We start from the raw sequence: 26,380 nt of genomic DNA, 5'->3' as shown, positions 1-26,380 counted from the left end.
TGGCCGGGCAGGGCCCGGCGCATCCGTCAGTTGTCCAGCTCCAGCACCATCCGGACCAGGCCTTCGGCGCCGGTCGGGTGCGGCACCGGCTTGAAGCCCAGCGACGCGGCCAGCTGCTTCATCGGTTCGTTCTCGGCGGCTACGTCGCCGTACAGGCGGTCCAGGTACTTGCCACGGCCCCACTTCACCAGCTTGCGCATCAGCTGCCGTCCCAGGCCTTGCCCGATCAGGAAGCGGCTGATCAGGATCGCGTACTCGGCTTCACGGGTGCCGGGGATGATCGAGGCCCGGGCGACCGCGCCGACCACCGCTTCGCCAGCGGGCAGGGACTCGGCTGCGACCAGGGTGATCTCGGTCTTGGGGTTGGGGTGGGTCAGGCGCTGGGTGGTTTCCGGCGACAGCTCGGTCACCGCCTGCAGGAAACGATCACGGATTTCTTCCGGCCCGAACAGGCTGAATGCCGCTTGCAGCGGTGCGCCATCTTCCGGGCGGATGGGGCGGATCAGCAGCTCGTGGCCGCTGGGAGCCTTGAAGATCTCATGCCAGGGCGGCATGCGGTTGCGAGTGGCCATACCGGGTGATTCCTTGGTGGTCCATCGATTGTGGCATCACCGGGGCTGCGTTCCGTGAACGAAAGGCTCACGGCGGTACAGCCTCGTGAAGGCCGTTATTCGGGGGCTTTGAGCCAGTCCAGGCGGGTGCTGGCCCCGGGTTCGCCCAGGTGCTGGCGCAGCGCCGGCAGGGCCGGGCCGACCACGCGGTCGAACTGCCACGGCGGGTTGAGCAGCAGCATGCCGCTGCCGTTGAGGCGCAGCGGTGAGTCGTCCGGGCGCACCAGGAACTCGATCGTCATCGCCGATTTCACCGGCAGGGCGGTGGCCTTGCGCAGGAAGTGCAGGATGGTGCGGCGCTGCTTGATCGGGAACCAGACCGCGCAGGTGGCCTGCGGCCAGCGTGCCAGGGTCTCGGCCAGGGCGGCCAGGATGTTCTGGTATTCGGCGTCCTGGGCCTCGTACGGGGGGTCGATCAGCACCAGGCCGCGGCCGATCTTGCTGCCGTTGAACCTGGGCGGCAGCAGCGAGCGCAGCAGGGCGTAACCATCGCCGGGGCGCACGTCGACGCGGCTGTCATGGGCAAACAGGGCCTTCAACGTGGCCGCTTCGGCTTCCTGCAGCTCGCAGACCGCCATGCGGTCCTGCGCACGCATGGCCTGTGCGCTCAGCAGCGGCGAGCCCGGGTAGTTGGTCAGTGCGCCCACCGGATTGTCGGCCTGCACCGCCTTCAGGTAGCGTTCGACCACCTCCGGCAGCCTGGGCTGGGCCATCAGCCGCATGATCCCGGACTCGGCCTCCAGGGTCTTGCGGCTCTCTTCGCTGGCCAGCAGGTAGCGGCCGGCACCGCCGTGGGTGTCGAGCACGAAGAACGGGCTGTCCTTGCGCTTGAAGCTGTCGATCAGGGCCAGCTGCACGATGTGCTTGAGCACATCGGCGTGGTTGCCGGCATGGAAGGCGTGGCGATAGTTCATGGGCGGCAGTGTACGGGGCGGCGGCCGCAGCGGCTATGCTGCGCGCCATGACAGCTCCTGTTGCCCATGTCCTGGTCGTCGAGGACGAAGCCGCCATCGCCGAAACCGTGCTTTATGCGCTTCGCAGCGAGGGCTATGCCGCCAGCCACTGCCTGCTCGGTGGCGAGGCCCTGAAGCGCCTGCAGGCCGGGGATATCGACGTGGTGGTGCTGGACGTGGGCCTGCCCGACCTGGGCGGTTTCGAGGTGTGCCGGCGGCTGCGCGCGCAGCCCGGGCCGGCGGCCCAGCTGCCGGTGATCTTCCTGACCGCCCGCAACGATGAAGTGGACCGCGTGCTGGGCCTGGAACTGGGCGCCGACGATTACATGACCAAGCCGTTCTCGCCGCGTGAGCTGGTGGCGCGGGTGCGTGCGCGCCTGCGTCGCGCCGCACCGGTCGCGGCAGCCCCCGGCGCCGATGCGGGCTGGCAGGAACATGGTGCCTTCGCCATCGACCGCGAAGGCCGGCGCATCCGCTTCCGCGGCCACGCGCTGGACCTGACCCGCTACGAGTACGCGTTGCTGGAAGCGCTGCTGCAGCGGCCGGGCGCCATTCTCAGTCGCGCCCAGTTGATGGATCGCGGCTGGGACAGCAGCGCCGACAGTGCCGACCGCACCGTCGACACCCATGTAAAGACGTTGCGCGCCAAGCTGCGCGCAGCCGGTGCCAGCGACGACCCGATCCGCACCCACCGTGGCCTCGGCTACGCGCTGGAGGTCTAGCCGATGCGCCTGGTCCTGAAGCTGTTCCTCGGCTTCTTCCTGATCACCGGCATCGCCGCGTTCTTCGTGATGCGCGTGTTCGTCAACGAAGTGAAGCCGGGTGTGCGCCAGGCGATGGAATCGACCCTGGTCGATGCCGCCAACGTGCTGGCCGAGATGGCGGCGGCCGATGTCAAGGACGGCACCATCCGCAGCGGCAGCTTCACCCGCAACCTGGCCAAGGCGCGGCAGCGTGACCTGAAGGCGATGGTCTGGCGCTTTCCCAAGCGCTCACTGGACTACCGGGTGACCATCACCGATGCCAAGGGCATCGTCATTTACGACTCGCTGGGCCGCGACCTGGGGCGTGACAATTCGCGCTGGAACGATGTCTACCGCACCCTGCGTGGCGAGTACGGTGCCCGCTCCAGCCCGGAAGTGCCAGGCGAAGAAGGCGATACGGTGATGCATGTGGCGGCGCCGGTATACGACCCGGCCGATGGCCGCACCCTGATCGGCGTGCTCAGCCTGGCCCAGCCCAACCGCAGCATCGATCCGTTCATTGCGGCCAGCCAGCGCGCCATCATCGAGCGCGGCGCCTGGCTGATCGGATTGTCGGCGCTGGTCGGCGTGCTGGTGACGATGTGGCTCACCACGGGCCTTGGCCAGCTCAGCCGCTATGCACGGGCGGTCAGCGCCGGCGAACCGGTGCCACCGCCGCGGCGTCGCCGCGACGAGATCGGCGACCTGGGGCAGGCACTGGAAACGATGCGCCGCAAGCTGGAGGGCAAGGCCTACGTCGAGCAGTACGTGCAGTCGCTGACGCATGAAATGAAGAGTCCGTTGGCGGCGATCCGCGGTGCCGCCGAGCTGCTGCAGGAGCCGCTGCCGGAAGCCGATCGCGTGCATTTCGCACGCAGCATCGTTGATCAACAGGAGCGGCTGACCGAAACGATCGACAAACTGCTGGCGCTGGCCGAAGTGGAACAGCACGGCTGGCTGCAGACCCGCGATCCGATCGCGCTGCCCACGCTGCTGGCCGACGCAGCGGCGGCCGCGCAGGTGCGCGCGCAGGCGGCCGGCGTGCAGGTGCGCATCGGCAGCGTGCCCGACATGCGCGTGCAGGGTGATGCCTATCTGCTGCGGCAGGCGTTGCACAACCTGATCGACAACGCCATTGCCTTCTCACCGCCCGGCGCGGACATCGCGCTGCAGGCCGAGGTGGACGGGCCGGGCGTGCGCCTGCAGGTAGCGGATCGCGGTGCCGGCATTCCCGACTACGCGCGCGAACGGGTGTTCGAACGCTTCTATTCGCTGGCCCGCCCCGGCAGCGGTCGGCGCAGTTCCGGCCTGGGCCTGCCGTTCGTGCAGGAAGTGGCTCGCCTGCATGACGGACGCGCCAGCCTCGACGCCCGCGATGGCGGTGGCACGGTGGCAAGCCTGTGGCTGCCGTTGGGTGCAGCGGGCCAGCGCCCGCGCCGCTGACTTCACACTCGCTTCAAATTCGCCACAAACCCTGCTCACCGCAGCGGTCCATCCTGCAGCCCTCTCCAACGAGGATGGACCATGAAATCCCTGAAGATGCTGCTGCGGTTCGCCATTGTCGGCGGGCTGATCCTGTTGTTGCTGGTGCCGCTGATGATGATCCGCGGGGTGATCACCGAACGCAGCCAGTACCGCGACGAGGCCTTTGCGCGGGTGGCCGACAGCCGTGCGGGCACGCAGCAGCTGGTGGGCCCTGTGCGGGTGGTGCCGTGGGTGGAACGCAAGCAGGTTGAACTGGTTGACCCGCTGGGCGTCAAGAAGACCGAGGTGCAGGTCACCGAGGGGCACTGGCTGCAGATGCCGGCGTCGCTGGAGGTGGGCGGTGAGATGCTGCCGAGCCAGCGCGAAGTCGGCCTGTTCAAGGTGCCGGTGTACAGCTGGAACGGCCAGATGAAGGCGAGCTTCGCCGCTGACGACTATCCGGTGAAGGCAGGGCGCACCTATGGCCAGCCGTATGTGGCGGTGGGAATTTCCGATGTGCGCGGCCTGGTCGGTACACCGAACCTGCGCGTGGATGGCAAGCAGCTGCGCCTGCTGCCGGGCGTCGGCGTGGCCAGCGAAGTCGGCCGTGGCCTGCATGCGCCGGTGGCCGGTTTCGCTGCGGATCAGGGCGGCACGCTGGCGGCCAGCACCGTTGAACTGGAGCTGCGCCTGGATGGCAGCCGCATGCTGTCGGTGGTGCCGGTAGGCGATGACACCCACATCGCGCTGCGTTCGAGCTGGCCGCATCCGTCGTTCAGCGGTGCGTTCCTGCCCAACGAGCGGCGCGTTGATGCACAGGGATTCGACGCGCGCTGGGCGGTGTCCTCGCTGGCCTCCGACGCACAGCGGCAGCTGCGCAATGAAGGTTCGGTCGACTCGCAGGCGGTTACGGTGTCGCTGGTCGATCCGGTCGATACCTACACCCAGGCCGACCGTGCGTCCAAGTACGGCGTGCTGTTCGTGCTGCTGACCTTCGTCGGCTTCATCCTGTTCGAGCTGATCAAGTCGCTGCGCATCCACCCGCTGCAGTACCTGATGGTCGGTCTGGCGCTGGCAATCTTCTTCCTGCTGCTGATCAGCCTGTCCGAACACATCGCGTTCTGGAAGGCCTACCTGGTTTCGGCGGTGGCCTGTATCGGCCTGCAGGCGGTGTACCTGGCCAACGTGCTCGGCCATTGGAAGCGCGGCCTCGGCTTCGCGGCCCTGCTGACCGTGCTGTACGGCGCGTTGTATGGCCTGCTGGTGTCGGAGAACAACGCACTGCTGATGGGGTCGCTGCTGCTGTTCGTGATCCTGGCGCTGGCAATGTGGGTGACCCGCCGGGTCGACTGGTACGCGCTCGGCGCGGACCTGAAGTAAGGAGCACGCCATGGGCTGGCGCCAGGGATTGCGGCAACGGGCACAGCAGGGCATTCCGGCCCTGCTGGAAGTGGATGCACTGCTGCAGGCACATGGCGTGCTGGCGGCCCTGCCGGGGGCGCGGATCGCCCCCGGCCTGGTCCGCTTCCAGCTGGCGGCGGTGACCTGCGAAGGATTGCAGGGGCAGGGATTGCGTTGGCTGCAGGGTGCGCGGCAGGGACGCGGCGTGGTGGCCGGCCGGGTGCCGCGCTACCGGCCATGGAAAGCCGGCGCAGAGGCATTGGCCGAGATCGGCATCGGCGGCCTTCCGGATGACTGGCCGGCACACGCGGCGGTGTACGGCTGCAGCAGCATCGACCGGCGGCACTGGTTGCTGTTGCTGCCGGAGCGGGCGCAGTTGTGGCTGGGATGGAGCGGGTGATTCGGCTTTGTGGGTACGACCCAATCACTCTCCTGTGGGTGCGAACCTTGGTTCGCACGCTTCCGCGCCGCCCATGACCGATGGGACGGTATCGCCGCGCCCCGGCTGGCTAGACTCGATGGGTTGATGATCGAGCCGAAGGGCAGGGGTGGGATGTGTTGAAGTGGGGCGTGCTGGCCGCAGCGCTGGTGATGGGTGGCAATGCAGGGGCGCAGCAGCGCGAGACGGTGGACCTGGACATGGTCAGCCGCATCCGCCAGGAGGCGTTCCACCGTTCGCAGGTGATGGACACCTTCAGCTATCTCACCGAGCGCATCGGCCCGCGCCTGACCAACTCGCCGGCGATGGGCCGCGCCAATGCGTGGACCCGCGGCAAGTTCAACGAATGGAAGCTGGACAACGTCCACGACGAAGCCTTCGATGATTTCGGCCGCGGCTGGGAATTCACCTCGGCGAGCGTGGAAATGCTGGGTGACCGCGTGCAGCCGCTGCATGCGCTGCCCAAGGCCTGGACCCCCGGTACGAAGGGCCCGGTCGAAGGCGAGCTGGTGCAGGTCGACATCAAGAAGCCCGAAGACATCGAGAAGTACCGCGGCAAGCTGCGCGGCAAGATCCTCCTGCTGGGCGAGGCACGCGAATACAAGCGGGGCACCGAGCCCGATTCGCACCGCCACGACGCCACCTCGCTGGAAGGCCTGCAGGAATTCACCCTGCCCAAGGACAAGGACGCCACCGCCGAGCGCGCCAAGCGGGTCAAGGAGTATCAGGAGCGCCAGCAGCTGGCGGCCAAGGTCAATGCGTTCTTCGTCGAAGAAGGCGCGCTGGCCTCGATCAGCATCAGCAGCTGGGACAACGGCATCATCCGCGTTGCCGGTGGTGGTTCGCGCAAGGCCGGTGAGCCGGTGGGCATCCCCGAGCTGGCGATGATCAGCGAGCACTTCAATCCGCTGGTGCGCGCGCTGGAGGCCAAGCAGACGGTGCGCCTGCGCGTGGATGTGGCAGCACGCTTCACCGACGAGGCCGACCAGCCCGGCTACAACACGCTGGCCGAGATCCGTGGCAGCAGCAAGCCCGATGAAGTGGTGATGATCGGCGCGCACCTGGATTCCTGGCACAGCGGCACCGGTGCGGCCGACAACGCCGCCGGCGTGGCGGTGATGATGGAGGCGATGCGCATCCTCAAGGCCACCGGCGCCAAGCCCAGGCGCACCATTCGCGTGGCGCTGTGGAGCGGCGAGGAGCAGGGCCTGATCGGCTCGCAGGCCTATGTGGCCAAGCATTTCGGTCGCTTCCCCGAACCCACTGACGCGGCCCAGAAAGCGCTGCCGGCGTCGCTGCGCGAGCCGACCGGTGCACTGCAGAAGACCCGCGATTACAGCAAGTTCCAGGTCTACTTCAACATGGACAACGGCTCGGGCCGCTTCCGTGGCATCTACGCGCAGGAAAACCTGGCGGCGATGCCGATCTTCGAAGCCTGGCTGGCGCCGTTCCATGACGTGGGCGCCACCACCGTGGCCTCCCGCAACACTGGCAGCACCGACCACATCAGCTTCGACCGCATCGGCCTGCCGGGCTTCCAGTTCATCCAGGACCGGCTGGACTACTTCACCAACGTGCACCACAGCCACCTGGACACCTGGGACCACGCCGAGCCGGAAGACCTGAAGCAGGCCGCGGCCATCGTCGCTTCGTTCGCCTACAACGCCGCAATGCGCGAGTCGTCCTTCCCGCGAAAGGCAGAACCGTAAAAGGAGACGGAGGGGATCAAGTCGTATCTCCCCCTCCGCTTCCCGGTTGCAGCATCCCAGGGCTGGGCAATCGCGACTTAATCCCCTCCGTCGCCTTTTTCCGTCGGGGGCGGTGGGCTGGTAAAATCGGGGGATTCCCGTTCCTCGAGCCGTCCATGACCTGCCGCACCCGCTTCGCCCCCAGTCCCACTGGCTACCTGCACATCGGTGGTGCCCGCACCGCGCTGTACTGCTGGCTGGAGGCCCGTCACCGCGGCGGCGAGTTCGTGCTGCGCATCGAGGACACCGACCGCGAACGCAGCACCCAGGGCGCAATCGACGCCATCCTGGAGGCGATGGAGTGGCTGGGCCTGGACTACGACGAAGGCCCGATCTACCAGACCGACCGCGTCGCCCGTTACCGGGAAGTGGCCGAGCAACTGATCGCCGAGGGCAAGGCGTACTACGCCTACGAGACCCGCGAGGAGCTGGATGCCATGCGCGAGGCCGCCATGGCCAGGCAGGAAAAGCCGCGCTACAACGGCGCTGCGCGCGATCTGGGCCTGCCCTACCGGGACGACCCGAACCGCGTCATCCGCTTCAAGAACCCGCTGGAAGGCACGGTGGTGTTCGATGACCTGATCAAGGGCCGCATCGAGATCGCCAACAGCGAGCTGGATGACATGGTCATCTTCCGCCCGGACGGCTACCCCACCTACAACTTCGCGGTGGTGGTGGACGACTGGGACATGGGCATCACCGAGGTCATCCGCGGCGACGACCACATCAACAACACCCCGCGCCAGATCAACCTGTATGAAGGCATCGGCGCGCCGGTGCCCAAGTTCGGCCACATGCCGATGATCCTGGACGAGCAGGGCGCCAAGCTGTCCAAACGCACCGGTGCGGCTGACGTGATGCAGTACAAGGACGCCGGCTACCTGCCCGATGCACTGCTGAGCTATCTGGCCCGCCTGGGCTGGTCGCATGGTGACCAGGAGCTGTTCAGCCGCCAGGAACTGATCGACCTGTTCGACGTGAAGGACTGCAACTCCAAGGCCTCGCGACTGGACATGGCCAAGCTGGGCTGGGTCAACCAGCACTTCCTGAAGACCGAGGAGGTGGCCGCGATCGTGCCGCACCTGGTCTACCAGCTGCAGAAGCTGGGGCTGGACGTGGCCGCCGGCCCGGCTCCGGAGGATGTGGTGATCGCCCTGCGTGAACGCGTGCAGACCCTGAAGGAAATGGCCGAGAAGGCCGTGGTCTGGTACCAGCCGCTGACCGAATACGATGAAGCGGCGGTGGCCAAGCACTTCAAGGCCGGTGCCGAGGTGGCGCTGGGCAAGGCCCGCGAGCTGCTGGCCGCGCTGCCGGAATGGACCGCCGAGTCGGTGGGCGTCGCCCTGCACGACGCGGCCGCAGCGCTGGGAATCGGCATGGGCAAGGTCGCCCAGCCGCTGCGCGTGGCCATCACCGGCACCCAGGTCAGTCCTGACATTTCCCATACCGTTTACCTGGCCGGCCGCGAGCAGGCCTTGAAACGCATTGATGTGGCCATCACCAAGGTAGCAACGGCCTGAGGCATCCTTGCCAGGCCCGAACCGGAGAACACGCATGCCCGCCAAGACCGCCACTGCCTGTACCGCCCCGCACCACCACGTCCACGACGCATCGGATTTCGTGGCGGTGGTCGAGCGTGTCTCGCGCGAACGCGGGCTGCGCCTGACCCCGATCCGCGCCAATGTGCTGAAGCTGATCGCCGAGGCCGGCAAGCCGGTCAAGGCCTACGAGCTGCTGGAATGGGTGCGCAACGGCAAGGGCGTGGGCGCTGATGCCCCGCCCACCGTGTACCGCGCGCTGGACTTCCTGATGGCCAATGGCTTCGTGCACAAGCTGGAGTCGGTGAATGCCTTCGTGGCCTGCCATCATCCAAGCAGCGCTGCGCATTCGGTGCCATTCCTGATCTGCAACAGCTGCCACAGCGCAGTGGAGCTGGAAGACCGCGAGATCGTCAGCCAGCTGGAGAAGCGGGCCAAGGAACTGGGCTTCCAGCCGCAGGCACAGACGCTGGAAGTGCACGGTCTCTGCGCGCGCTGCGCGGGGTAACGCAATGGTAGTGCCGGCCGCTGGCCGGCATGCTGAGATTTGAGATTGGGGTCAGATCCCTTTGCCATTGGCAAAAGGGACCTGACCCCGTTTCATGACAAGGGCTAGTCCTTCGGTTTGCCTGCGGTATCCACCCGCACGATCACCGACATGCCGGGCCGCAGCTGCGCGGCCAGCTTCTGGCCTTCATCGATCGATATCCGCACCGGCAGCCGCTGCACCACCTTGGTGAAGTTGCCGCTGGCATTGTCCGGGCGCAACACGCTGAACTCCGATCCGGTGGCGGGCGCGATCTCCTGCACGCGGCCCCTCAGCACCTGGCCCTGGAACGCGTCGACCGAGAACGTGGCCGGCTGGCCGATCGCCATTCCCCAGGTCTGGCCTTCCTTGTAGTTGGCCACCACCCACAGTGTGTCAGGTACCAGGAACAGCAGCTGCGAACCGGCGGCGACATACTGGCCCACGCGCACGCTGGCTTCACTGATCTGGCCGTCGCGCGGTGCGTGGATCACCGTGTTGGCCAGGTCGATGCGGGCCAGTTCCAGCTGCGCCTGTGCGCTTTCCACCTGGGCCTCCAGGCTCTTGCGCGCGACCTGGGTCGACACCAGTGTTTCCTCGGCGATGCGGATCTGCGCCTGCGACTGCTGCACGCTGGCCTGCGCCGAGGCTTGGCTGGTGCGGAACTTGTCGCGGTCATTGATCGACACCAGCTGCTGCGCGGCCAGTTCCTCGTAGCGCTTCAGCTCGTTGCGCGAGCGCTGCAGTTCGGCCTGCCCGGCCGAGAGCGTGGCGCGCGCCGAGGCGATCTGCGCACGGTTCTGCGCCTGCGACTGGTCGGAGTTGGCCAGCGCCGCGCGCGCACTGTCGAGCGTCGCCTGCGCCTGGGCGACGCGTTGGGCATAGATGCGGTCATCGATGCGCAGCAGCGGCTCGCCCTGCCTCACATGCTGGAAATCCTTCACCAGCACTTCGGTCACATAGCCGTTGACCTGTGGCGCCATCACGGTGATCTGGCCGCGCACATAGGCGTTGTCGGTCACCATCACGCTGCTGGTGAACGGCCACAGATGCCAGGCGCGCAGGATCAGCGCAATGCCCAGCAGGGCCACCACCACCATCACCACCACGCTGCGCGCGCTGGGCTTGAGATACTTCGGCGCGACTGCCGGTTCAACGGGCGTGGGCGCTGGTGCCGCGTCGGTCGGCGGCGGTGGCGTCACATTGTCGGCGTCGTCGGATCGGGGCGGAACGGGGGGCATGGCGGAGGACTCAGCGGTGCGCGGCCGGGGTGGCCGCAACGGGTGAAGTGGGGTGGCGCTTGCGCCATTGCTTGAGCACGGCGGTGCGCAGCGACAGCAGCAGCAACCAGCACAGGAAACCGATCGCCAGCCAACCGCTCAGGGTGAACACATCATTGAAGCCGCGCACATTGGCTTCGCGGCGCGTGGTCTGCGCCAGCTGCGCGCTGCCCTGCGCGCTGCGCAGCACCGGGTCGGTGATCTGTGCGCTGTACAGCTGTTGCTGGATGCGCAGGCGTTGTGCCACCACCGGATCGGCGGGGTCGAGCTGGCTGGTCAGCGCGCTGGAGTACAGTTGCTCGCGATGCAGCTGGAAGGTGCCCAGCACCGCCGAGCCGGCCAGGCCGCCCAGCGTCTGCGTGATCGACAGCGTCACCAGGAAGGTGACGATGTGGTCCACCCCCTGCTTCAACGCCGCCGAAATGCCGAGCATGATCAACGGGCCCATGAACATGCCGGCGCCGACCGAGGCCAGGAACTGGCTGGCGTAGAAGTCGTGCGGCCGATCCATGCTGGTGCGGTGCTGGTCGAAGAAGGCGGCAGCGCCCAGCAGCAGGATCGCCATCAGCAGCTGGGCGATCAGCCGCCTCGGGCCGAAGGTCAGCGAGGCACCGGCGATGCCCACGATCACCCCGGCCAGGATTACCACGAACAGCGGCCGCATCTGGTCAGGCCCCATGCCGAGCGTGCGCATCAGGTTGACCACGCCATAGGACTGCTCGGTGGTCAGGAAGCGGATCAGGAAGGCGCCGACGATGAAATGCAGCACCGGCAGCGTCGACAGCCAGCGGATCTGCAGCAGTGGATTGCGCCGGTAGTGCTCGATGATCAAGGCGGTGGTGGACAGCACGATCGAGGCGATCAGCGCCCAGCCCAGCCACGCTGTGTTGAGCCACCAGCGCGTGTAGCCCTGCGCCAGCACGATCACCAGCAGGGCGACGGCCGGGGCGAGCAGCGTGAACGTGAGGAAGTCCAGTGGCTCGAACGCCTTCACCTGGATGCCCGGCGGCAGCTTCAACACCACCACGGCGGCGAACGCACACAGCGCCAGCCCGGCTTCAAACGAATAGAGCTGGTGCCATTGGCCGGTATCCACCAAGCCTGGTGAAACGATCCAGGCGATCGGCACCGCCAGCTGCGAAAGGCCGACGCCGACCACCAGCAGATTGCCGGTGAAGCGCCGCGGCAGCGCCTGCAGCATGTACAGCGTGCCCAGTGTCGAACAGGCCGCGCCGGCGAAGCCGCTGGCGGCACGGGTCAGCATCGTGGTCTCGAAGCTGCCGACGAACAGGTGCAGCACCGCCAGCGCCGCATACAGGCCCAGCCCGATCTCGGCGAACAGGCGGATGCCGTACTGCTGGCGGAACTTGAAGGCCAGCAGGTTGGCGGTGACGTTGACCATGGCATAGGCCGCCACCAGCCAGCTGCCCTGGGTCGGGGTCAGCGCCAGCTGGCCCTGCAGGAACGGCAGGTTGGCGGTGACCAGCGCATTGCCGAGGCCGCCGGTGATCGCCACCAGCAACGATACCAGCGCATAGGCCGCACGCCGGTACGGCGGGTGCCAGGGCATCGACGCCGAACCGGGCATGGTCGGCTTCTCGTGCTCCTCCCAATCCGGAACCGGCTTCAGATACGGCTGGACCATCAGCGGGCCTCGCTGGTTGCTCCCTGGAGACCCCCACGCAGCAGCTGCAGGGCGCGCCCGGCCAACTGGGCGCGCTCGTCGCGGGTCTTGCCGCGCAGGGCCGCACCCAGCATGCCCGAGATCAGTGAAATATCCGTCTTTTCCAGGTCGGCACGGCACAGCCCCGCGGCCTTGGCGCGCGCGATAGGTTCCTCCAGCAGGTCGCGCACGGTCTCGCGCGCGGCGCGCATGGAGGGCACGTCCGAATCGACCGCACGCCAGTAATCGGCCAGTGCGGGCGAATCGATGATGCGCTGGGCCATGCCCTCGAACACCTCGAACAGGGCGTCGTCGCGGTCACCGAGCTGTTCGACCTGGCGCCGGATGCGATCAACCGTGCGCTGCAGCAGCGCCTGGATCAGCGCGGTGCGGTCGGGGAAGTTGCGGTACAGGGTAGCGCGGCCCACCTGGGCGCGTTCGACCACCAGGTCCAGTGGGGCAGTGACACCGTGTTGGCCGAACACATGATCGGCGGCGTCGAGGATGAGGGCACGGCGGGCAGCGGCATCGGCACGTTGGGCAGTCATGGAATTATTTTCGGACAAAAGTGTCCGATTGGCGAGACATTGGGTGACGGGATTGTCCGCTTGTTGTGGTACGCACATCTTTGTGACGGGTGTGTGAGCGGGGGCGCCGCGACCTCGCTCACGCACAAAGGAACGGGGGGCCAGACGGCCCCCCGGGGAGAGAGAGTGGTATTCGTGGTGCGGCCCCGCCATGCGTTGAAGGGCGAGTGGGGGCAGAGCCCTTTCCCGCGGAAAGGGATCCGCCCCCCTGCATCCGATCAGAAGAACGCGCGGATACCGAATGCGACGCCACGGCCCGGCAGCGGCGAGTAGTCGCGCAGCAGCGAGGTATGCGGGCGCACTTCACGGTTGGTCAGGTTGCTGCCATCCAGGAAGACTTCGTAGCTGTTGCTGGCGTTGCGGTCCCAGCGGTAGGCCAGGTGCGCATCGACCAGGGTGTAGCCATCGCTCGGTGCTTCGTTCTGCGCGACGTCCTTCTGGCGGCTGTAGCGCACCGCACCGACCGAGGCGCGCCAGCCGTCCTTCGACCAGCGCAGGTCGGCGCCGACGCGGGCCGGGGCGATGCGCGGCAGGTAGCCGGTGTTGGCCAGTTCCACGCTGTAATTGTGGTTGTGGTCGCCGTGCGGCACGGCGATGTCCAGGTTGCGGCTGCCGCTGCCGTCCAGCTTGGCCTTCACGTAGTCACCGAACAGGCGCAGGTCCCAGTCACCGGCGCCGCCCTCGAACAGGTGCACCAGCGCTTCGGCCTCGGCACCGCGGAACACCGCGTCCTGCTGGGTCCAGGCGCGGACCGGCAGGCCTTCGGTAACACCGGTGTCGGCCAGGTAGATGAAGTCCTTGAACTTCGTCTGGTAGACCGAGGCGGAGAAGTCCAGGCGTTCGCTGTGGGTGTGGATACCCAGTTCCACGCGCTGGCCGCGCTCGGTCTTCAGGTTGGCATCGCCGATTTCCAGCGAGCGGGTGGCGATGTGCGCGCCGGCGGCATACAGCTCTTCGTTGGTCGGTGCACGCTCGGAGCTGTCCACGCCGATGCGGAGGTCAACCGCATCGTTGAGCTTCCAGATGCCAGCGGCAGACAGGTTGGTGGCGCCGAACGTGCGGCGGCGATAGTCACCGCTCGGGTCCAGCTTGACCTGATCATGGCGGCCGCCCAGTTCCAGCTTGAACGGGCCGAACTGCTTTTCCTGCAGCACGAACAGGCCGATGTTCTTCGTGCCGGTATCCGGTACGAACGCCTCTTCGCCCTTGGCGCCGAAATCACTGTTGCCGAACTGCAGGCCGAAGGCACCATCCCAGCCGCCGATCTGCTGCTGCACGGCTTCCAGGCGTGCCTCGATGCCCCGGTTGGTGAAGCGGGTCGACGGCGTGCCGGCCTCCAGCTCCACGTGCTCGTAGTCCGTGTAGGCCACGCGCGCGTTGATGTTCTTCAGGAACGAGACCGGGTTGTAGATGCCGGCCTTGGTCTCGAAGCGGTTCTGCACCATGTCGATGCGCACGTCGTGCTCGTCACCGCCTTCCTCTTCATCGCCATGATCGTGGCCGTGGTCATGGTCGTGGTCATCGCCGTCGGCATGCACGTGCGCGCCATTGGGAATGCCGTAGTTGGTACGGTAGGTGCTGGCCGATACGCCGAAATAGCCGCCGTCGCCCAGCCAGGTTGCGCCGACGCCACCGGCGCGGGTACGGATGGAGCTGTTGTCGAGGCGGCCGCGACGCGGCTCTTCGCCTTCCTCGCCCGCGTGATCATGGTCGTGGTCGTCGTGGTGGTCTTCCAGGCTGTCGATCACTGCGTAGCCGGGAATGCGGTAGTCGTCGCCATTGCGCACCAGGCCATCCACATGAAGCACGACGTTGCCGCTGACGCCATCGAGGCGGAACATGCCGCTGCGCTCGTTGTTCACCGAATTGCCACGCAGCTCGGCGCGGCCGCTGAGCGGGCGCTCGGGCAGCTCGCGCGCGATGCGGCCGTCGACCACATTGACCGCACCACCGATGGCACCGCTGCCGAACAGCAGCGTGGCCGGGCCCTTCAGCACTTCGATCTGGTCAGCCAGGAACGGCTCGATGCTGGTGGCATGGTCGGCACTGACGGTGGAGGCATCCATGTTGCCCATGCCGTTGGACAGCACGGCCACGCGCGGGCCTTCCTGGCCGCGGATGATCGGGCGCCCGACGCCGGGCCCGAAGAAGGTGCTCTGCACGCCGGGCAGCTTGGCCACGGTATCGCCGAGGGTGCCGGCCTTCTGTTCGTCCAGGCGCTCACCGGCCAGCACCTCCACCGGGCGCGCAAGGGATTCGGCATCGCCCTGCAGCGGCGATGCGGTGACCTGCACCGAGGACAGCTCGGTCAGGTGGCGGTCACGATGGGCGGCGTCCTGACCGGCTGCAAAGGCGCCGGACGGCAGCAGGGCGGCGAGGGCCAGAGCCAGGGAATGCGGCTTGAGCCGTGCGGTGTGGGCGGGCATGGATGGGTCCTTTGTTACACTGTATCAATCGCGGGGCGCACGAATCCCGTCGATGGGACAGGGGGAGGGAAAGCGTGCGGGTCGGAGAGGGATGTTATATTATTCCATAACGATTCGCCGCCCTGCTGGAAGTCATGTCCTTGTCCTCACGCCTGCGCCACCTGCTCGACCGTTTCGGTGCCACCGGTTCGATGCTGTGCGCGGTGCATTGCGCAGTCATCCCGGTGCTGCTGGCGGCAGCGCCCTCGCTGGGCCTGTCGTTCTGGCTGAGCGACGGCGTTGAACAGGCGCTGGTGCTGTTCGTGACCCTGCTTGGGCTGTTCAGCCTGGTCTGGGGTTACCGCCGCCATGGCGCGCTGCGTGCGCTGGGCTTCCTGATCCCCGGCCTGGTCGCGCTGTGGGCCGGCGTGCTGTACGAGCCGCTGCATCACAACGCCGTGCCGCATGCGGTGGTGATGACCATCGGCGGCCTGCTGGTGGGCGTTGCCCATCTGGTCAACCTGCGCCTGAACCACGGCCACGTACACGACGCCAGCTGCGCGCACTAGGCGCTCCGTGATAGGATTTTCGATCGTGCGCGGGGGCGCCCAGCAAGGCGGCCCCGCCGAACCCGTGTCAGTACGGGGTAACCAGATTTCACACTTGAGGAGTTGAAGACATGGGTAAGGGTGACCGCAAGACCGCCAAGGGCAAGCGCTACAACGCCAGCTACGGCAACGCCCGTTCGCATACCGCGAGCAAGGTCGCCGTAGGCGCCGCCGCCCCGGTTGCCAAGAAGACCGTGGCCAAGGCTCCGGCGAAGAAGGCCGTGGCGAAGAAGGCCGTCGCCAAGGCCTGATCCGGCCGAACGACCGGTCCAAAGAAAACGCGGCGCCTGGCGCCGCGTTTTTTATGCACGATTTTGCAGAGCCGAGCCCATGCCCGGCTGGCGCAATGCAGCCGAGCGTGGGCTCGGCGCTACAACCGGATCAGCGCAGCGTCTGCTTCAGCGTTTCCGGGTTGCCGTCGTTCGGCGCGGCCGGCACCTGCAGCAGGTGCGCCAGCAGTGGATAGACATCGACGTTGTCGAAGCCATCGATCACCAGGCCCTGGCGGAACGACGGACCGCTGGCCACGAACACTGCACGCATGGACGGCAGCGCGTTGTCGTAGCCGTGCGAGCCGCGGTCCTGCTGTTCGCGCTTGGCGATCTTTTCCTGATGCAGGGCATCCCAGCCTTCATCCATCATGCAGACAATGGCGGGAATGCGCGGATGGTTGCCGTAGTGCAGGCGCGCCGGCAGTTTTTCTTTCTTCCAGCATTCGTAGTGCGCGTGGCGACCGAGCAGGGCGCGTTCGGCGGCGGCTTCATGGCCGACCACCGGTGCGAAGCCGACCGACTGGCCCTGGCTGACATTGCGCGCAATCGCAGGGTCGACCATCGATTCGGTGGCGATCACCTGGCCGACCGGCACGCTGGCCATGCCATGGTCAGAGACCACGATCACGTTGGTGGTCGAGGCCAGGCCGCGCTGCTGCAGCCCATCGAGCACCTGGCCGACGATCTGGTCGGCGCGCACGATGGCGTCGGCGTACTGCTTCGACTCGGGGCCGTAGTTGTGGCCGGCCTTGTCCACGTGTTCCATGTACAGCGTGGTCAGGCGGGGTGCATCGGCGTCGGTCTGTGCAAGCCAGTCGAGCACGATGCCGGCGCGCTGCTCCAGCGGTTCCTTGCCGTCGTAGATGCGCCACTGGCTGGGGCGTACGCCACGGATCTCCGATTCGCTGCCCGGCCATGACGTGGTGGCCGAACGCACGCCAGCGTTCTCGGCGCCGACCCAGATCGGTTCACCGCCCCACCAGCCACTGGTGGTCACCGCTTCGCGATTGCTCAGCTCGAACCGGCCCAGGGTTGCATCGTCCATGCTGTTGTTGACGATGCCGTGGTGGTCCGGGCGCAGGCCGGTGACGATGGTGTAGTGGTTGGGGAAGGTCAGTGACGGATAGGACGGGGTCATCCAGCGTGCACGCACGCCGCCGTCGATCAGGCGTTGCAGATTCGGGGTCAGGCCGCGGTCCAGCGCATCGGCGCGCAGGCCGTCGATGGAGATCAACAGCAGCTTCGGCGGTGCCGCCGCAGCGACGGGTGTGGGAACGGAGGCGGAGGGAGTGGGCGAGGTGGTGCAGGCAGCCAGGGGCAGCAGCAGCGCCAGCGCGCAGGTCAGGCGTACGGAAGTCATCCGCGCATGATAAGCCGGTGCAATGACGCGCCCAAGACACGGCGCGCTATCGCGCGCCGTGTCCGCGCATTTTTCCTTATCCCCGCGCTTGTCGGCGCGCGCCCTTCAACAAGAAGGGGGCTTTTCTCCAGACAGATTCCAGATGCCTCCATCCACGCATGGCGTGGATCTACCGTGTCGACCAAGGTCGACACCTACCAGCCGCCGCGCAGTACGCCGTCCCGGCAGATCGCAGGAATCAGTCGAAGGCGGGGTGGGTCCGGTTGCAGGGGCGTGAGCGCCATGGATGGCGCGACCGAGCTTACAAGGGTGAGGGCGCTTTGTTTGCGAAGCACTGCTTCGCAAGCGCCCGAACGCCCAGCCGCCAGCGGCTGGGCCGGGCCCCGGAGGGGGACTTGCAGCGTCCCCTGCAACCGGACCCGCCCCGCCTCCCCGCAACAAGCCCGCTGTTGCAGTTGCTGTTGCTCTAGCCTCTGCGGGTGCCGGGCGCAGTCCGGCCGGCCCTCTCAGGCGAACAGCGGGGCCTGGCGTTGTTCCAGCCGCAGCAGCGCGGCCTTGGTTTCCAGGCCGCCACCGAAGCCGGTCAGTGCACCGTTGCTGCCGATCACGCGGTGGCAGGGCAGGATGATCGGCAATGGATTGCGGCCATTGGCCGCGCCCACCGCGCGGGTCGCGCTGGGCTGGCCCAGGTGCTGCGCCAACTGCAGATAGCTCCAGGTCTGGCCGAACGGAATCAACGCCAGCGCCTGCCACACGCGCAGCTGGAAAGGCGTGCCTCGTGGTGCAAGCTGCAGGTCGAACCGGCTGCGTTCACCGTGCAGGAACTGCAGCAGCTGTTCGCGCGCTTCCGGCAATGCGCCCGGCGCGTGATGCCAGCCGTCGTGCCCGCGTGCGGGGTGGCGGTTCTCCGGGAACAGCACGTGAGCAAGACCACGCTCGTCACCGGCGATGGTCAATACGCCGATCGGGCTGTCGAAACGATCGAACAACAGGGTCATGTCGGTTCTCCAACGAACGTGCCGGACAGGTGCCACAGGTGCAGCACCGCGTAGGCGCGCCACGGGCGCCACGGTTGCGAGCGCGCTTCGGTCGCGCGTTCGCTCAGGCGCTGGCCCTGGGCGTGGCCGAGCACCTGCTGCAGTACAAGATCGCCGGCCGGGAAGGCATCGGGCTGGCCGAGTCCGCGCAGGGCAATGTACTGAGCGGTCCAGGGGCCGATGCCGGGCAGTGCAACGCAGCGGGCCACGAATTCCTCCAAGGCCTGGCCGGGCCCGAAGTCGAGCCGGCCGCTGGCGCAGGCGGCGGCCAGGGCGCGCACGGTGGCCGCGCGGCTGCGCGGCAGGCCGATGGATTCCAATGGTGCCTCGGCCAGTACCTCGGGCGCGGGGAACTGGCGATCGAATTCCGATGGCATGCCCGGCAGGTGTGAGCCGTATGCATCGACCAGGCGCCGCGCGAAGGTGGTGGCCGCGGCCACGCTGACCTGCTGCCCGAGTACCGCGCGTACGCCCACCTCGAAGCCATCCCAGCCGCCGGGCACGCGCAGTCCGGGGCGTTCGGCGATGCCACGCGCGAGCAGCGGTTCTTCGCCCAGCGCGGCATGGACCTGCTGCAGGTCGGCATCCAGATCAAACACCCGACGCACGCGGCGCACGATGTCGGGGATCAGGCGCGGATCCACCGCGCCCAATTGCAGGCGCAGTTCCGGCCGCTTCGAATCGGCGGTGACGCGCAGCAGGGTGGGGCGCTCCGGCGTGCCCAGTACGCGCTGGTAGCTGTCTTCGCCGATCAGTTCGATGCCGGGCAGGCTGCGTTTGCGCAGGAAGGCCAGCATGCGTGGGAAGTCCAGTGGTGGACGGTAGCCCAGGCGCAGCACCAGGCCGCCATCATCTGCAGCCAACGGTTGATGCTGGCGACGCAGGGCGGTCGGCGCCATCCCACAGCCCTGCAGGAACGCGGTATTGAAGCGGCGCAGGCTGTTGTAGCCGGCAGCCAGCGCGACGTCGGTCACCGCCAGCGTGGTTTCGGTCAGCAACTGTTTGGCCAGCAACAGGCGATGGGTTGCGTGGATCTGCCCGGGCGTCGCGCCGAGATGTTCGACGAACAGGCGCTGCAGTTGGCGCGCGCTGAGGCCGAGCTTCGTTGCAAGATCGGCCACCGGCTGCTCCTGCAGGAAGCCGCCGTAGATCAGCGCCAGTGCCCGCTGCACGGTCTGTCCGGCCAGGGCCTGCTGGGCCTGCGGTGCCAATTCCGGGCGGCAGCGCAGGCAGGGACGGTACCCAGCGGCCGCGGCGGCCGCGGCGGTCGGAAAGTAGGTAATGTTGCGCGGCTTCGGTGGCGGTGCCGGGCATACCGGGCGGCAATAGATGCCGGTGCTGCGCACGGCGGTGAAGAACACGCCGTCGAAGCGTGCGTCGCGGGCCAGGCGGGCGCGGTCGCAGGCGGCGGTGTCGAGGGCGAGGGCGGTGTCCATGGCGCCAGTCTAGGCCCGTGCGGGCGGCGATACTCGCCACATTCGGACATGGATGCTGAAGGGGGTCAGGCTGGGCTGCGCCCGGCACCCGCGGTAGTGCCGGCCGCTGGCCGGCAACGGCAACGGCAACGGCAGAAGCTGGTTTTCTGTGGGGAGGCGGGGTGGGCCCGGTTGCGGGAGACGCCGTAAACCCGTCCTTGGGGGCTTGGCCGCGGCATCCATGCCGCGGACACTCCCGCAACCGGACCCACCCCGCCTTCGACAGGTTCCTGCGATCTGTCGGAAGGGCATCCCGCTCTGGTAGGTGTCGACCTTGGTCGACACGCTTTCCCAAGGGTCAGAAGGGGTTCATCACCACGCACTGAATGCGCGGCCTGGACGGGTAGACTGTGGCTCTTGCTCACGTGAAGACCGGTTGCCCGATGTCCGCCAAACTCCGCTGGTTGCCCCTGTTGTGCCTGGCCCTGGCGGGCTGCAGCCAGCTGGAGAATCCGGGCAATGTGACTGCCGCCGACAAGGCCGCGCGGGCGCCGTCCAGCGATGGCGAGAACATGGTGTCAATCAATGCGGCTGACGCACCGCCGCCGCCGGCACCGCCGCGCAGCCGGGAGGACCGGCCGTGGCCGCAGGCGCAGCTGGAGAATGGACGTGCCTGGATCAGTTGCAGCACCGAGTACGCCGGCGAAGCTGGCGACGGTGTCGAGCTGGAAGGCCTGCAGCGCGAGCAGATCACCCAGGCGCTGGCGCCGTGCGCCGAGCGCGGCCTGATGCGCGTGCGTTACGCCGGCAAGATCAATCCGGGCTTCGCCGAGATGATGTGGCGACTGGCCGTGGTCGCTGACGAGCAGAAGATCCACAAGCGCATCCTCGATCTGGATTCCAGCGGGGGGCAGGTGGAGTCGGCGATTGTCGGCGGTGACAGCATCGGTGAATCGGGCTGGACCATCTGGGTGCGCGAAGGCTCGATCTGCCACAGCGCCTGCGTGTTCGTGCTGGCCGCCGGCGACAACCGCCTGCTGTCGGGCAAGGTCGGCATCCACCGCATGATGCGCATCAGTTCCAAGGCCACCTCGCGCGCCGAGCTCAACCGCGAGCTGCACGAGGTCTACGACAACGTGAAGGACTACCTGCAACGCAACGGCGTGGCGGTCGGTGTGGCCGATCTGATGATGACCGTGCCCAACCGCAGCCTGCGCCTGCTGACTCCGGACGAACTGCGCCAGTACGGTCTGGATGGCACCAATGCGGTGCAGGACGATCTGGAACGGATCAAGCAGATGCGTGCCTGCGGCGACGATTTCGTGCAGCGCAAGGACGCGTTCCTGGTCGCCTTCGACCAGCAGTGCAAGCGCGAAGGCGCCGACATGGAGTCGATCAACAGCTGCGGCCAGGCGTTGAAGCAGCGCTTCGGCTTCCCGGACGCGGTCTGCCCCGACGAAAGCCCGCTGTCGGAGATCGATGTGGCGACGCTGCCACCAGCGCCGCCGGAGCCGCCGCCGGTGGCCGAACAGGCGCCAGCAGAGACCGGCACGCCGGCCGCGCAGGCCGATGCGGCGGCGGTGGAAGGCAATGCCCACGCGCGCTGACGAACCGCTCACTGCGCTGGCGTAGACTGCGGTCCTTTCCTCCAGAACCGGCGGTGTCCATGAAGCGCGTGCTCCTGCTGCTGTCCCTGCTGCCCCTGACTGCGTTGGCGCAGGTACCTGCGCCGGCCACGCCGGCACCGGCACCCGCGCGCCCGGCCCCGGCATCGCCGGCGGCCGCGAAGCCCGCCACTGCCGGTGCCCCGGCGTTGACCGCTGCGCAGCAGGCCCAGGTGCAGAAGCAGGACGCGGAAATGGGCGCGGCTGCGTTGAAGGCGGCGCAACTGGTCGATGCCAACCGCGCCAGCGAATTGTGGGATGGCGCTTCGGCCGTCGCGCGCCGTGCGGTGCCGAAGGCCACCTTCGTCAGCCAGTTGGCCGCCGAGCGCACGCGCCTCGGTGCGCTGGCCGGGCGTGGCCAGCCGACCATCACCCGGGTCAAGTACAGCCCCGGCGCCGCAGTGCCGGAAGGGTTGTACATCAACGTCAGCTTCCCGACCCGTTTCGCCAACAGCGCACAGCCGGTGCGCGAGCTGGTCTCGTTCCGCTTCGACGAAGACCAGGTCTGGCGCCTGGCCGGTTACAGCCTGCGCGCGTCGGCACCCTGAGGAGATGAACGATGGCAACTGAGCTGACAATGCTGGCCTGGTCGGCGCTGCTGGGCTTCGTCTACATCTTCGCCACCTCCACCGTGGTCACCCGCGAGCGCGGGATGAAGTGGAATGCCTCGGCACGGGATGGCGATGCAAAGCCGCTCAGCCCGCTGGCCGGCCGCCTGCAGCGTGCGCAGTCCAACTTCCTGGAAACCTTCCCGTTCTTTGCCGCTGCCGCCATTGCAGTGGTCGTGGCCGGGCGCAGCAACGACACCACGGCGCTGGCTGCGCAGGCCTACGTCTGGGCGCGTGTGGTCTACCTGCCGCTGTATGCCGCGGGCGTGCCCTACGTGCGCAGCCTGGTCTGGCTCGTATCGCTGCTGTCGATCCTGGCGCTGGTGTTCGCACTTCTGTAAGTCGGCCTGATCCAGATCAAGGCCGCTCAGGCGCGCGGCGCTATGCTGGCCCGGACTGAATCAACGGCAGGAGGCGCGCATGCGCAGGATGGACGTGGTGGTGGTCGGCGCCGGACCGGCGGGCCTGTGCTTCGCGCGTGCGCTGGCCGGCAGTGGCCTGCAGGTCGGGCTGGTCGAAGTGCAGCCGCGCCAGGCCCTGGCCGACGCCGCCTTTGATGGCCGCGAGATCGCGTTGACCCATGCCTCGCGGCAGAGCATGGAGCAACTGGGGCTGTGGCAGCGCCTGCCGCAGGCCGAAGTCGCTGAACTGCGCGATGCCAGGGTGATGAACGGCGGCTCGCCGTTCGCGCTGACCTTCGCCAGCAGCCAGGTCGACGGCCAGCCGCTGGGCTGGCTGGTACCCAACCATCTGATCCGCCGTGCCGCATGGGATGCGGTGCAGGGCCAGGATGCGCTGGAGCTGTTCGATGGGCGCAAGGTGCTGGGCGTGCAGGCCGATGCGCAGGGCCACGTGGTCAGACTCGATGACGGCAGTCAACTGCACGCGCGACTGCTGGCCGCGGCTGACAGCCGCTTCTCCGCCACCCGCCGCATGCTCGGCATCGGTGCGCAGATGCGCGACTTCGGCAAGTCGATGCTGGTATGCCGCATGCAGGTCGAGCGCGACCATCACCACACGGCCTGGGAGTGGTTCGGCTACGGCCGCACCATGGCGCTGCTGCCGCTCAACGAGGGCCAGGCATCGGCGGTGATCACGCTGCCGCCGCGGCAGATCGAAGAACTGCTGGCGATGGACGAGGTGGCCTTCGGCGATGCCATCAGTGCCTGCTTTGAGCATCGGCTGGGCCGCATGCAGCCGGTGGCCACGCCGCAGGCGTATCCGCTGGTAGGTGTGTACGCGCACCGTTTCGTCGGCGAGCGTTCCGCGCTGATCGGCGATGCCGCGGTGGGCATGCACCCGGTCACCGCGCACGGCTTCAATCTGGGACTGGCCAGCGCACAGCGGCTGGCACAGGGCATCGTCGCGCAGCAGCGGCGCGGTGCCGACATTGCCGCCGCCGGCATGCTGGCCAGCTACCAACGCGGTCATCGGTTGGCGTCGCGGCCGCTGTACGAGGCCACCAACGCGATCGCCAGCCTGTACACCGACGATCGTCGCCCGGCACGCCTGCTGCGGGCCGCGGGCCTGCGCCTGGCGCAGGGCGTGGCGCCGTTCAGGCAGCTGATCGCCTCGCACCTGACCCAGCGCGTGGCCTGAACACCCTCGGATCAGCCAGCGGCCAGCACGCGGATCTGGCTGTCGGCGAACTCGACCACCTGGCCTGCGCGGATCTTGCAGGCCTTGCGCAGTTCGACCTCACCGTCGACCCGCACCTGGCCCTCGCTGATGACCATCTTGGCCTCGCCGCCGCTGGTGACCAGGTCGGCCAGCTTCAACAGCTGCTTGAGTTCGACGTAGTCGCCGTCGAGGTCGAATTCGAGAATCTGCATGGAGCGAGGGGTCCTGGAAAGAGGGCGCAGGCCAGCGGCCGGGCCGGGGAGAGGGCGCGTATTGTGCGCCAGCACGGGGCACGACGGCACGCGTATGGAAAGCTGTACGCCTCGTTCAGGATCAATGCGGTATCATTCCGCTCTGAGCGAGTGAAATCTCCTCCGACCGAGCAGCGCCAGGGCACGCGATAAGAAGGGCGCCCAAAGCGCGGACCATCACCCTTTTTATCGCACTGCCAGGAAGACGGCAGTGCCTTCGGAGTTCCCCATGTCCCAAGATTCCCAAGCGCCGCTGCAGTTCGCGCAGCTCGGCCTGTCCGAGCCCGTGATGCAGGCGGTCACCGCCATCGGCTACGAAACCCCGTCGCCGATCCAGGCCGCCACCATCCCGGCGATGCTGGAAGGCCGCGACGTGCTGGGCCAGGCCCAGACTGGTACCGGCAAGACCGCTGCGTTCGCACTGCCGGTACTGTCCAACATCGACCTGCAGCAGATCAAGCCCCAGGCCCTGATCCTGGCGCCGACCCGCGAGCTGGCCATACAGGTTGCCGAGGCATTCCAGTCCTATTCGTCGAAGATCCCGGGCTTCCGCGTGCTGCCGGTGTACGGCGGCCAGCCGTACGGCCAGCAGCTGTCGGCCCTGCGCCGTGGCGTGCACATCGTGGTCGGTACTCCCGGCCGCGTGATCGATCACCTGGACCGCAGCACCCTGGACCTGTCCGAGCTGAAGACCCTGGTGCTGGACGAAGCCGATGAAATGCTGCGCATGGGCTTCATCGACGATGTGGAAGCCGTGCTGAAGAAGCTGCCGGAGCAGCGCCAGGTGGCCCTGTTCTCGGCCACCATGCCGCCGCAGATCCGCCGCATCGCGCAGACCTACCTGCAGGACCCGGTGGAAGTGACCATCGCGGCCAAGACCACCACCTCGGCCAACATCCGCCAGCGCTACTGGTGGGTGAGCGGCATGCACAAGCTGGACGCGCTGACCCGCATCCTGGAAGTCGAGCCGTTCGACGCGATGATCATCTTCGCGCGCACCAAGGCCGGCACCGAAGAACTGGCCAGCAAGCTGCAGGCGCGTGGCCTGGCCGCTGCCGCCATCAACGGTGACATGCAGCAGGCCCAGCGCGAGCGCACCATTGCCATGCTGAAGGAAGGCAAGCTGGACATCCTGGTCGCCACCGACGTGGCCGCCCGCGGCCTGGACGTGGATCGCATCAGCCATGTGCTGAACTACGACATCCCGTACGACACCGAGAGCTACGTGCACCGCATCGGCCGTACCGGCCGTGCCGGCCGCAGCGGCGAGGCGATCCTGTTCGCCACCCCGCGCGAGAAGGGCATGCTGCGCCAGATCGAGCGTGCCACCCGCCAGCCGATCGAAGAGATGCAGCTGCCGAGCGTGGAAGCGGTCAACGACACCCGCATCAACAAGTTCACCTCGCGTATCAGCGAAACGCTCGGCGCCGGCGGCCTGGACTTCTACCGCCAGCTGCTGGAGCGCTTCGAGAACGAGCAGAACGTGCCGGCCATCGAGATCGCCGCCGCGCTGGCCAGGATGCTGCAGGGCGATACCCCGTTCCTGCTGCAGCCGCCGGTGCGTGCCCCGCGTGAAGAGCGCGCGCCGCGCGAGCGCTTCGACCGTGGCGACCGCCCGGAGCGTGGCGATCGCTTCGACCGCAACGAGCGGGGTCCGCGCTTCGAGCGTGGCCCGCGTCGCGACGACGCCGAAGGTTGTTTCGAGCCGCGTCCGCGCCGCGAGGTTCCGCCGCGTGGTGCGCCGGAGCAGGGCATGGAGACCTACCGTATTTCGGTCGGCCACCAGCACGGCGTGAAGCCGGCCAACATCGTCGGCGCCATCGCCAACGAAGCCGGCCTGGAAAGCCGTTTCATCGGCCGCATCGACATCCACGACGACTTCTCGCTGCTGGACCTGCCGGCACAGATGCCGCCGGACGTGCTGTCGCACCTGCAGAAGGTGTGGGTGTCCGGCCAGCAGCTGCAGATGCGTCCGCTGGCGGCCGGTGAAGAGATCAACCCGGCCCCGCGTCCGTTCAAGCCGCGCTTCGACAAGCGTGGTCCGGGCGGCGCCGGTGGCCCGCGTCGTGGTGGTCCGGGTGGTCCGGGTGGCCATGGCGGCGACCGCGGCGGTGACCGCGACAGCCGCCCGCCACGTCGTGATGGCTTCAAGCCGCGCGGCCCGCGCAGCTTCTAAGCCGCACCCAC

At 67.7% G+C, this 26,380-nt stretch carries 24 protein-coding genes; 14 read left to right on the top strand and 10 right to left on the bottom strand.

Going from position 1 to position 26,380, the window contains the following annotated elements:
- Nucleotides 1-26 precede the first annotated feature (26 nt).
- Nucleotides 27-572, bottom strand: coding sequence for a GNAT family N-acetyltransferase (locus ACM0PY_RS15700; protein ID WP_004150340.1), 546 nt, complete (start codon nt 570-572; stop codon nt 27-29).
- Nucleotides 573-667: 95 nt separating this feature from the next.
- Entirely contained in the window at nt 668-1,525 is an 858-nt protein-coding gene (locus ACM0PY_RS15695; protein WP_111201451.1) for a 23S rRNA (adenine(2030)-N(6))-methyltransferase RlmJ, read from the bottom strand.
- 35 nt (nt 1,526-1,560) lie between these two features.
- Between ACM0PY_RS15695 and creB the strand changes: the two genes are divergently transcribed.
- The 7 genes from creB (at nt 1,561) to ACM0PY_RS15660 (ending at nt 9,405) form a co-directional block, all read left to right on the top strand.
- Complete coding sequence (gene creB / locus ACM0PY_RS15690; RefSeq protein ID WP_072166850.1) at nt 1,561-2,286, top strand: two-component system response regulator CreB; 726 nt, start codon at nt 1,561-1,563, stop codon at nt 2,284-2,286.
- A gap of 3 nt (nt 2,287-2,289) precedes the next feature.
- Nucleotides 2,290-3,750 carry a two-component system sensor histidine kinase CreC gene (gene creC, locus ACM0PY_RS15685; protein ID WP_005415794.1) on the top strand — a complete coding sequence of 487 codons (1,461 nt, stop codon included), beginning with the start codon at nt 2,290-2,292 and terminating at the stop codon, nt 3,748-3,750.
- Between the two features lie 81 nt (nt 3,751-3,831).
- Nucleotides 3,832-5,151: a cell envelope integrity protein CreD gene (gene creD, locus ACM0PY_RS15680; RefSeq protein ID WP_049413546.1), complete on the top strand. Its 1,320-nt coding sequence runs from the start codon at nt 3,832-3,834 to the stop codon at nt 5,149-5,151.
- A gap of 10 nt (nt 5,152-5,161) precedes the next feature.
- Nucleotides 5,162-5,572, top strand: a complete 411-nt coding sequence (locus tag ACM0PY_RS15675; protein ID WP_072166848.1) for a hypothetical protein — start codon at nt 5,162-5,164, stop codon at nt 5,570-5,572.
- 155 nt (nt 5,573-5,727) lie between these two features.
- Nucleotides 5,728-7,320 (top strand): M20/M25/M40 family metallo-hydrolase, encoded by a 1,593-nt coding sequence (locus ACM0PY_RS15670; RefSeq protein WP_134972149.1) that lies wholly within the window; start codon nt 5,728-5,730, stop codon nt 7,318-7,320.
- A 155-nt stretch (nt 7,321-7,475) separates the two neighbouring features.
- Nucleotides 7,476-8,879 carry a glutamate--tRNA ligase gene (gene gltX / locus ACM0PY_RS15665; protein WP_072166846.1) on the top strand — a complete coding sequence of 468 codons (1,404 nt, stop codon included), beginning with the start codon at nt 7,476-7,478 and terminating at the stop codon, nt 8,877-8,879.
- Nucleotides 8,880-8,913: 34 nt separating this feature from the next.
- Nucleotides 8,914-9,405: a Fur family transcriptional regulator gene (locus tag ACM0PY_RS15660; protein WP_005415799.1), complete on the top strand. Its 492-nt coding sequence runs from the start codon at nt 8,914-8,916 to the stop codon at nt 9,403-9,405.
- 104 nt (nt 9,406-9,509) lie between these two features.
- On the opposite strand, the gene ACM0PY_RS15655 is transcribed toward ACM0PY_RS15660, so the two are convergent.
- The 4 genes from ACM0PY_RS15655 to ACM0PY_RS15640 all read right to left on the bottom strand — a co-directional run bounded on the left by ACM0PY_RS15655 (nt 9,510) and on the right by ACM0PY_RS15640 (nt 15,379).
- On the bottom strand, nt 9,510-10,664 hold the full coding sequence (locus tag ACM0PY_RS15655; protein WP_061479520.1) for an HlyD family secretion protein: 1,155 nt from the start codon (nt 10,662-10,664) through the stop codon (nt 9,510-9,512).
- Nucleotides 10,665-10,674: 10 nt separating this feature from the next.
- Nucleotides 10,675-12,348, bottom strand: a complete 1,674-nt coding sequence (locus ACM0PY_RS15650; RefSeq protein WP_180884668.1) for an MFS transporter — start codon at nt 12,346-12,348, stop codon at nt 10,675-10,677.
- Nucleotides 12,348-12,914 (bottom strand): TetR/AcrR family transcriptional regulator, encoded by a 567-nt coding sequence (locus ACM0PY_RS15645; RefSeq protein ID WP_005408692.1) that lies wholly within the window; start codon nt 12,912-12,914, stop codon nt 12,348-12,350. The genes ACM0PY_RS15650 and ACM0PY_RS15645 overlap by 1 nt, the downstream gene beginning before the upstream one ends.
- 257 nt (nt 12,915-13,171) lie before the next feature.
- Entirely contained in the window at nt 13,172-15,379 is a 2,208-nt protein-coding gene (locus ACM0PY_RS15640) for a TonB-dependent receptor (RefSeq protein ID WP_180884666.1), read from the bottom strand.
- A gap of 134 nt (nt 15,380-15,513) precedes the next feature.
- Here ACM0PY_RS15640 and ACM0PY_RS15635 point away from each other — a divergent pair, with 134 nt between their 5' ends.
- Nucleotides 15,514-15,927 carry a MerC domain-containing protein gene (locus ACM0PY_RS15635; RefSeq protein WP_005415804.1) on the top strand — a complete coding sequence of 138 codons (414 nt, stop codon included), beginning with the start codon at nt 15,514-15,516 and terminating at the stop codon, nt 15,925-15,927.
- Nucleotides 15,928-16,037: 110 nt separating this feature from the next.
- Nucleotides 16,038-16,217 (top strand): 30S ribosomal protein THX, encoded by a 180-nt coding sequence (locus tag ACM0PY_RS15630; protein ID WP_004150462.1) that lies wholly within the window; start codon nt 16,038-16,040, stop codon nt 16,215-16,217.
- A gap of 130 nt (nt 16,218-16,347) precedes the next feature.
- Here ACM0PY_RS15630 and ACM0PY_RS15625 read toward each other — a convergent pair whose 3' ends face one another.
- The 3 genes from ACM0PY_RS15625 to ACM0PY_RS15615 all read right to left on the bottom strand — a co-directional run bounded on the left by ACM0PY_RS15625 (nt 16,348) and on the right by ACM0PY_RS15615 (nt 20,071).
- On the bottom strand, nt 16,348-17,598 hold the full coding sequence (locus ACM0PY_RS15625) for an alkaline phosphatase family protein (RefSeq protein WP_180884664.1): 1,251 nt from the start codon (nt 17,596-17,598) through the stop codon (nt 16,348-16,350).
- 506 nt (nt 17,599-18,104) lie between these two features.
- Nucleotides 18,105-18,596: a methylated-DNA--[protein]-cysteine S-methyltransferase gene (locus ACM0PY_RS15620; protein ID WP_134972146.1), complete on the bottom strand. Its 492-nt coding sequence runs from the start codon at nt 18,594-18,596 to the stop codon at nt 18,105-18,107.
- Entirely contained in the window at nt 18,593-20,071 is a 1,479-nt protein-coding gene (locus ACM0PY_RS15615; protein WP_180884661.1) for a DNA-3-methyladenine glycosylase 2 family protein, read from the bottom strand. The genes ACM0PY_RS15620 and ACM0PY_RS15615 overlap by 4 nt, the downstream gene beginning before the upstream one ends.
- A gap of 422 nt (nt 20,072-20,493) precedes the next feature.
- Between ACM0PY_RS15615 and ACM0PY_RS15610 the strand changes: the two genes are divergently transcribed.
- The 4 genes from ACM0PY_RS15610 (at nt 20,494) to ubiM (ending at nt 23,921) form a co-directional block, all read left to right on the top strand.
- Entirely contained in the window at nt 20,494-21,657 is a 1,164-nt protein-coding gene (locus tag ACM0PY_RS15610; RefSeq protein WP_134972910.1) for a COG3904 family protein, read from the top strand.
- 59 nt (nt 21,658-21,716) lie between these two features.
- On the top strand, nt 21,717-22,262 hold the full coding sequence (locus ACM0PY_RS15605; protein WP_180884659.1) for a DUF4019 domain-containing protein: 546 nt from the start codon (nt 21,717-21,719) through the stop codon (nt 22,260-22,262).
- Nucleotides 22,263-22,273: 11 nt separating this feature from the next.
- Nucleotides 22,274-22,663 carry an MAPEG family protein gene (locus tag ACM0PY_RS15600; RefSeq protein ID WP_180884657.1) on the top strand — a complete coding sequence of 130 codons (390 nt, stop codon included), beginning with the start codon at nt 22,274-22,276 and terminating at the stop codon, nt 22,661-22,663.
- Between the two features lie 79 nt (nt 22,664-22,742).
- Nucleotides 22,743-23,921 carry a 5-demethoxyubiquinol-8 5-hydroxylase UbiM gene (gene ubiM, locus ACM0PY_RS15595; RefSeq protein ID WP_134972572.1) on the top strand — a complete coding sequence of 393 codons (1,179 nt, stop codon included), beginning with the start codon at nt 22,743-22,745 and terminating at the stop codon, nt 23,919-23,921.
- Nucleotides 23,922-23,932: 11 nt separating this feature from the next.
- Here the strand turns inward: ubiM and ACM0PY_RS15590 are convergent, their stop codons facing one another.
- The gene (locus ACM0PY_RS15590; protein WP_014036469.1) at nt 23,933-24,154 is read right to left on the bottom strand and encodes an RNA-binding S4 domain-containing protein; all 222 of its coding nucleotides are present in this window, start codon (nt 24,152-24,154) and stop codon (nt 23,933-23,935) included.
- A gap of 268 nt (nt 24,155-24,422) precedes the next feature.
- Between ACM0PY_RS15590 and ACM0PY_RS15585 the strand changes: the two genes are divergently transcribed.
- Nucleotides 24,423-26,369 (top strand): DEAD/DEAH box helicase, encoded by a 1,947-nt coding sequence (locus ACM0PY_RS15585; RefSeq protein WP_180884655.1) that lies wholly within the window; start codon nt 24,423-24,425, stop codon nt 26,367-26,369.
- Nucleotides 26,370-26,380 lie beyond the last annotated feature (11 nt).

It is taken from the genome of Stenotrophomonas sp. BR163, from assembly GCF_047520985.2.
In the GTDB taxonomy this organism is placed as follows: domain Bacteria; phylum Pseudomonadota; class Gammaproteobacteria; order Xanthomonadales; family Xanthomonadaceae; genus Stenotrophomonas; species Stenotrophomonas sepilia.
The sequence above is the reverse complement of the archived record's forward strand: the minus strand, read 5'-3'. Positions and strand labels throughout refer to the sequence as shown.

What these genes read in the sequence shown, in the direction of transcription:
- ACM0PY_RS15700 (WP_004150340.1), bottom strand. Translation starts at nt 572, where the DNA reads ATGGCCACTCGCAACCGCATGCCGCCCTGGCATGAGATCTTCAAGGCT.
- ACM0PY_RS15695 (WP_111201451.1), bottom strand. Translation starts at nt 1,525, where the DNA reads ATGAACTATCGCCACGCCTTCCATGCCGGCAACCACGCCGATGTGCTC.
- creB (WP_072166850.1), top strand. Translation starts at nt 1,561, where the DNA reads ATGCTGCGCGCCATGACAGCTCCTGTTGCCCATGTCCTGGTCGTCGAG.
- creC (WP_005415794.1), top strand. Translation starts at nt 2,290, where the DNA reads ATGCGCCTGGTCCTGAAGCTGTTCCTCGGCTTCTTCCTGATCACCGGC.
- creD (WP_049413546.1), top strand. Translation starts at nt 3,832, where the DNA reads ATGAAATCCCTGAAGATGCTGCTGCGGTTCGCCATTGTCGGCGGGCTG.
- ACM0PY_RS15675 (WP_072166848.1), top strand. Translation starts at nt 5,162, where the DNA reads ATGGGCTGGCGCCAGGGATTGCGGCAACGGGCACAGCAGGGCATTCCG.
- gltX (WP_072166846.1), top strand. Translation starts at nt 7,476, where the DNA reads ATGACCTGCCGCACCCGCTTCGCCCCCAGTCCCACTGGCTACCTGCAC.
- ACM0PY_RS15660 (WP_005415799.1), top strand. Translation starts at nt 8,914, where the DNA reads ATGCCCGCCAAGACCGCCACTGCCTGTACCGCCCCGCACCACCACGTC.
- ACM0PY_RS15655 (WP_061479520.1), bottom strand. Translation starts at nt 10,664, where the DNA reads ATGCCCCCCGTTCCGCCCCGATCCGACGACGCCGACAATGTGACGCCA.
- ACM0PY_RS15650 (WP_180884668.1), bottom strand. Translation starts at nt 12,348, where the DNA reads ATGGTCCAGCCGTATCTGAAGCCGGTTCCGGATTGGGAGGAGCACGAG.
- ACM0PY_RS15645 (WP_005408692.1), bottom strand. Translation starts at nt 12,914, where the DNA reads ATGACTGCCCAACGTGCCGATGCCGCTGCCCGCCGTGCCCTCATCCTC.
- ACM0PY_RS15640 (WP_180884666.1), bottom strand. Translation starts at nt 15,379, where the DNA reads ATGCCCGCCCACACCGCACGGCTCAAGCCGCATTCCCTGGCTCTGGCC.
- ACM0PY_RS15635 (WP_005415804.1), top strand. Translation starts at nt 15,514, where the DNA reads ATGTCCTTGTCCTCACGCCTGCGCCACCTGCTCGACCGTTTCGGTGCC.
- ACM0PY_RS15630 (WP_004150462.1), top strand. Translation starts at nt 16,038, where the DNA reads ATGGGTAAGGGTGACCGCAAGACCGCCAAGGGCAAGCGCTACAACGCC.
- ACM0PY_RS15625 (WP_180884664.1), bottom strand. Translation starts at nt 17,598, where the DNA reads ATGACTTCCGTACGCCTGACCTGCGCGCTGGCGCTGCTGCTGCCCCTG.
- ACM0PY_RS15620 (WP_134972146.1), bottom strand. Translation starts at nt 18,596, where the DNA reads ATGACCCTGTTGTTCGATCGTTTCGACAGCCCGATCGGCGTATTGACC.
- ACM0PY_RS15615 (WP_180884661.1), bottom strand. Translation starts at nt 20,071, where the DNA reads ATGGACACCGCCCTCGCCCTCGACACCGCCGCCTGCGACCGCGCCCGC.
- ACM0PY_RS15610 (WP_134972910.1), top strand. Translation starts at nt 20,494, where the DNA reads ATGTCCGCCAAACTCCGCTGGTTGCCCCTGTTGTGCCTGGCCCTGGCG.
- ACM0PY_RS15605 (WP_180884659.1), top strand. Translation starts at nt 21,717, where the DNA reads ATGAAGCGCGTGCTCCTGCTGCTGTCCCTGCTGCCCCTGACTGCGTTG.
- ACM0PY_RS15600 (WP_180884657.1), top strand. Translation starts at nt 22,274, where the DNA reads ATGGCAACTGAGCTGACAATGCTGGCCTGGTCGGCGCTGCTGGGCTTC.
- ubiM (WP_134972572.1), top strand. Translation starts at nt 22,743, where the DNA reads ATGCGCAGGATGGACGTGGTGGTGGTCGGCGCCGGACCGGCGGGCCTG.
- ACM0PY_RS15590 (WP_014036469.1), bottom strand. Translation starts at nt 24,154, where the DNA reads ATGCAGATTCTCGAATTCGACCTCGACGGCGACTACGTCGAACTCAAG.
- ACM0PY_RS15585 (WP_180884655.1), top strand. Translation starts at nt 24,423, where the DNA reads ATGTCCCAAGATTCCCAAGCGCCGCTGCAGTTCGCGCAGCTCGGCCTG.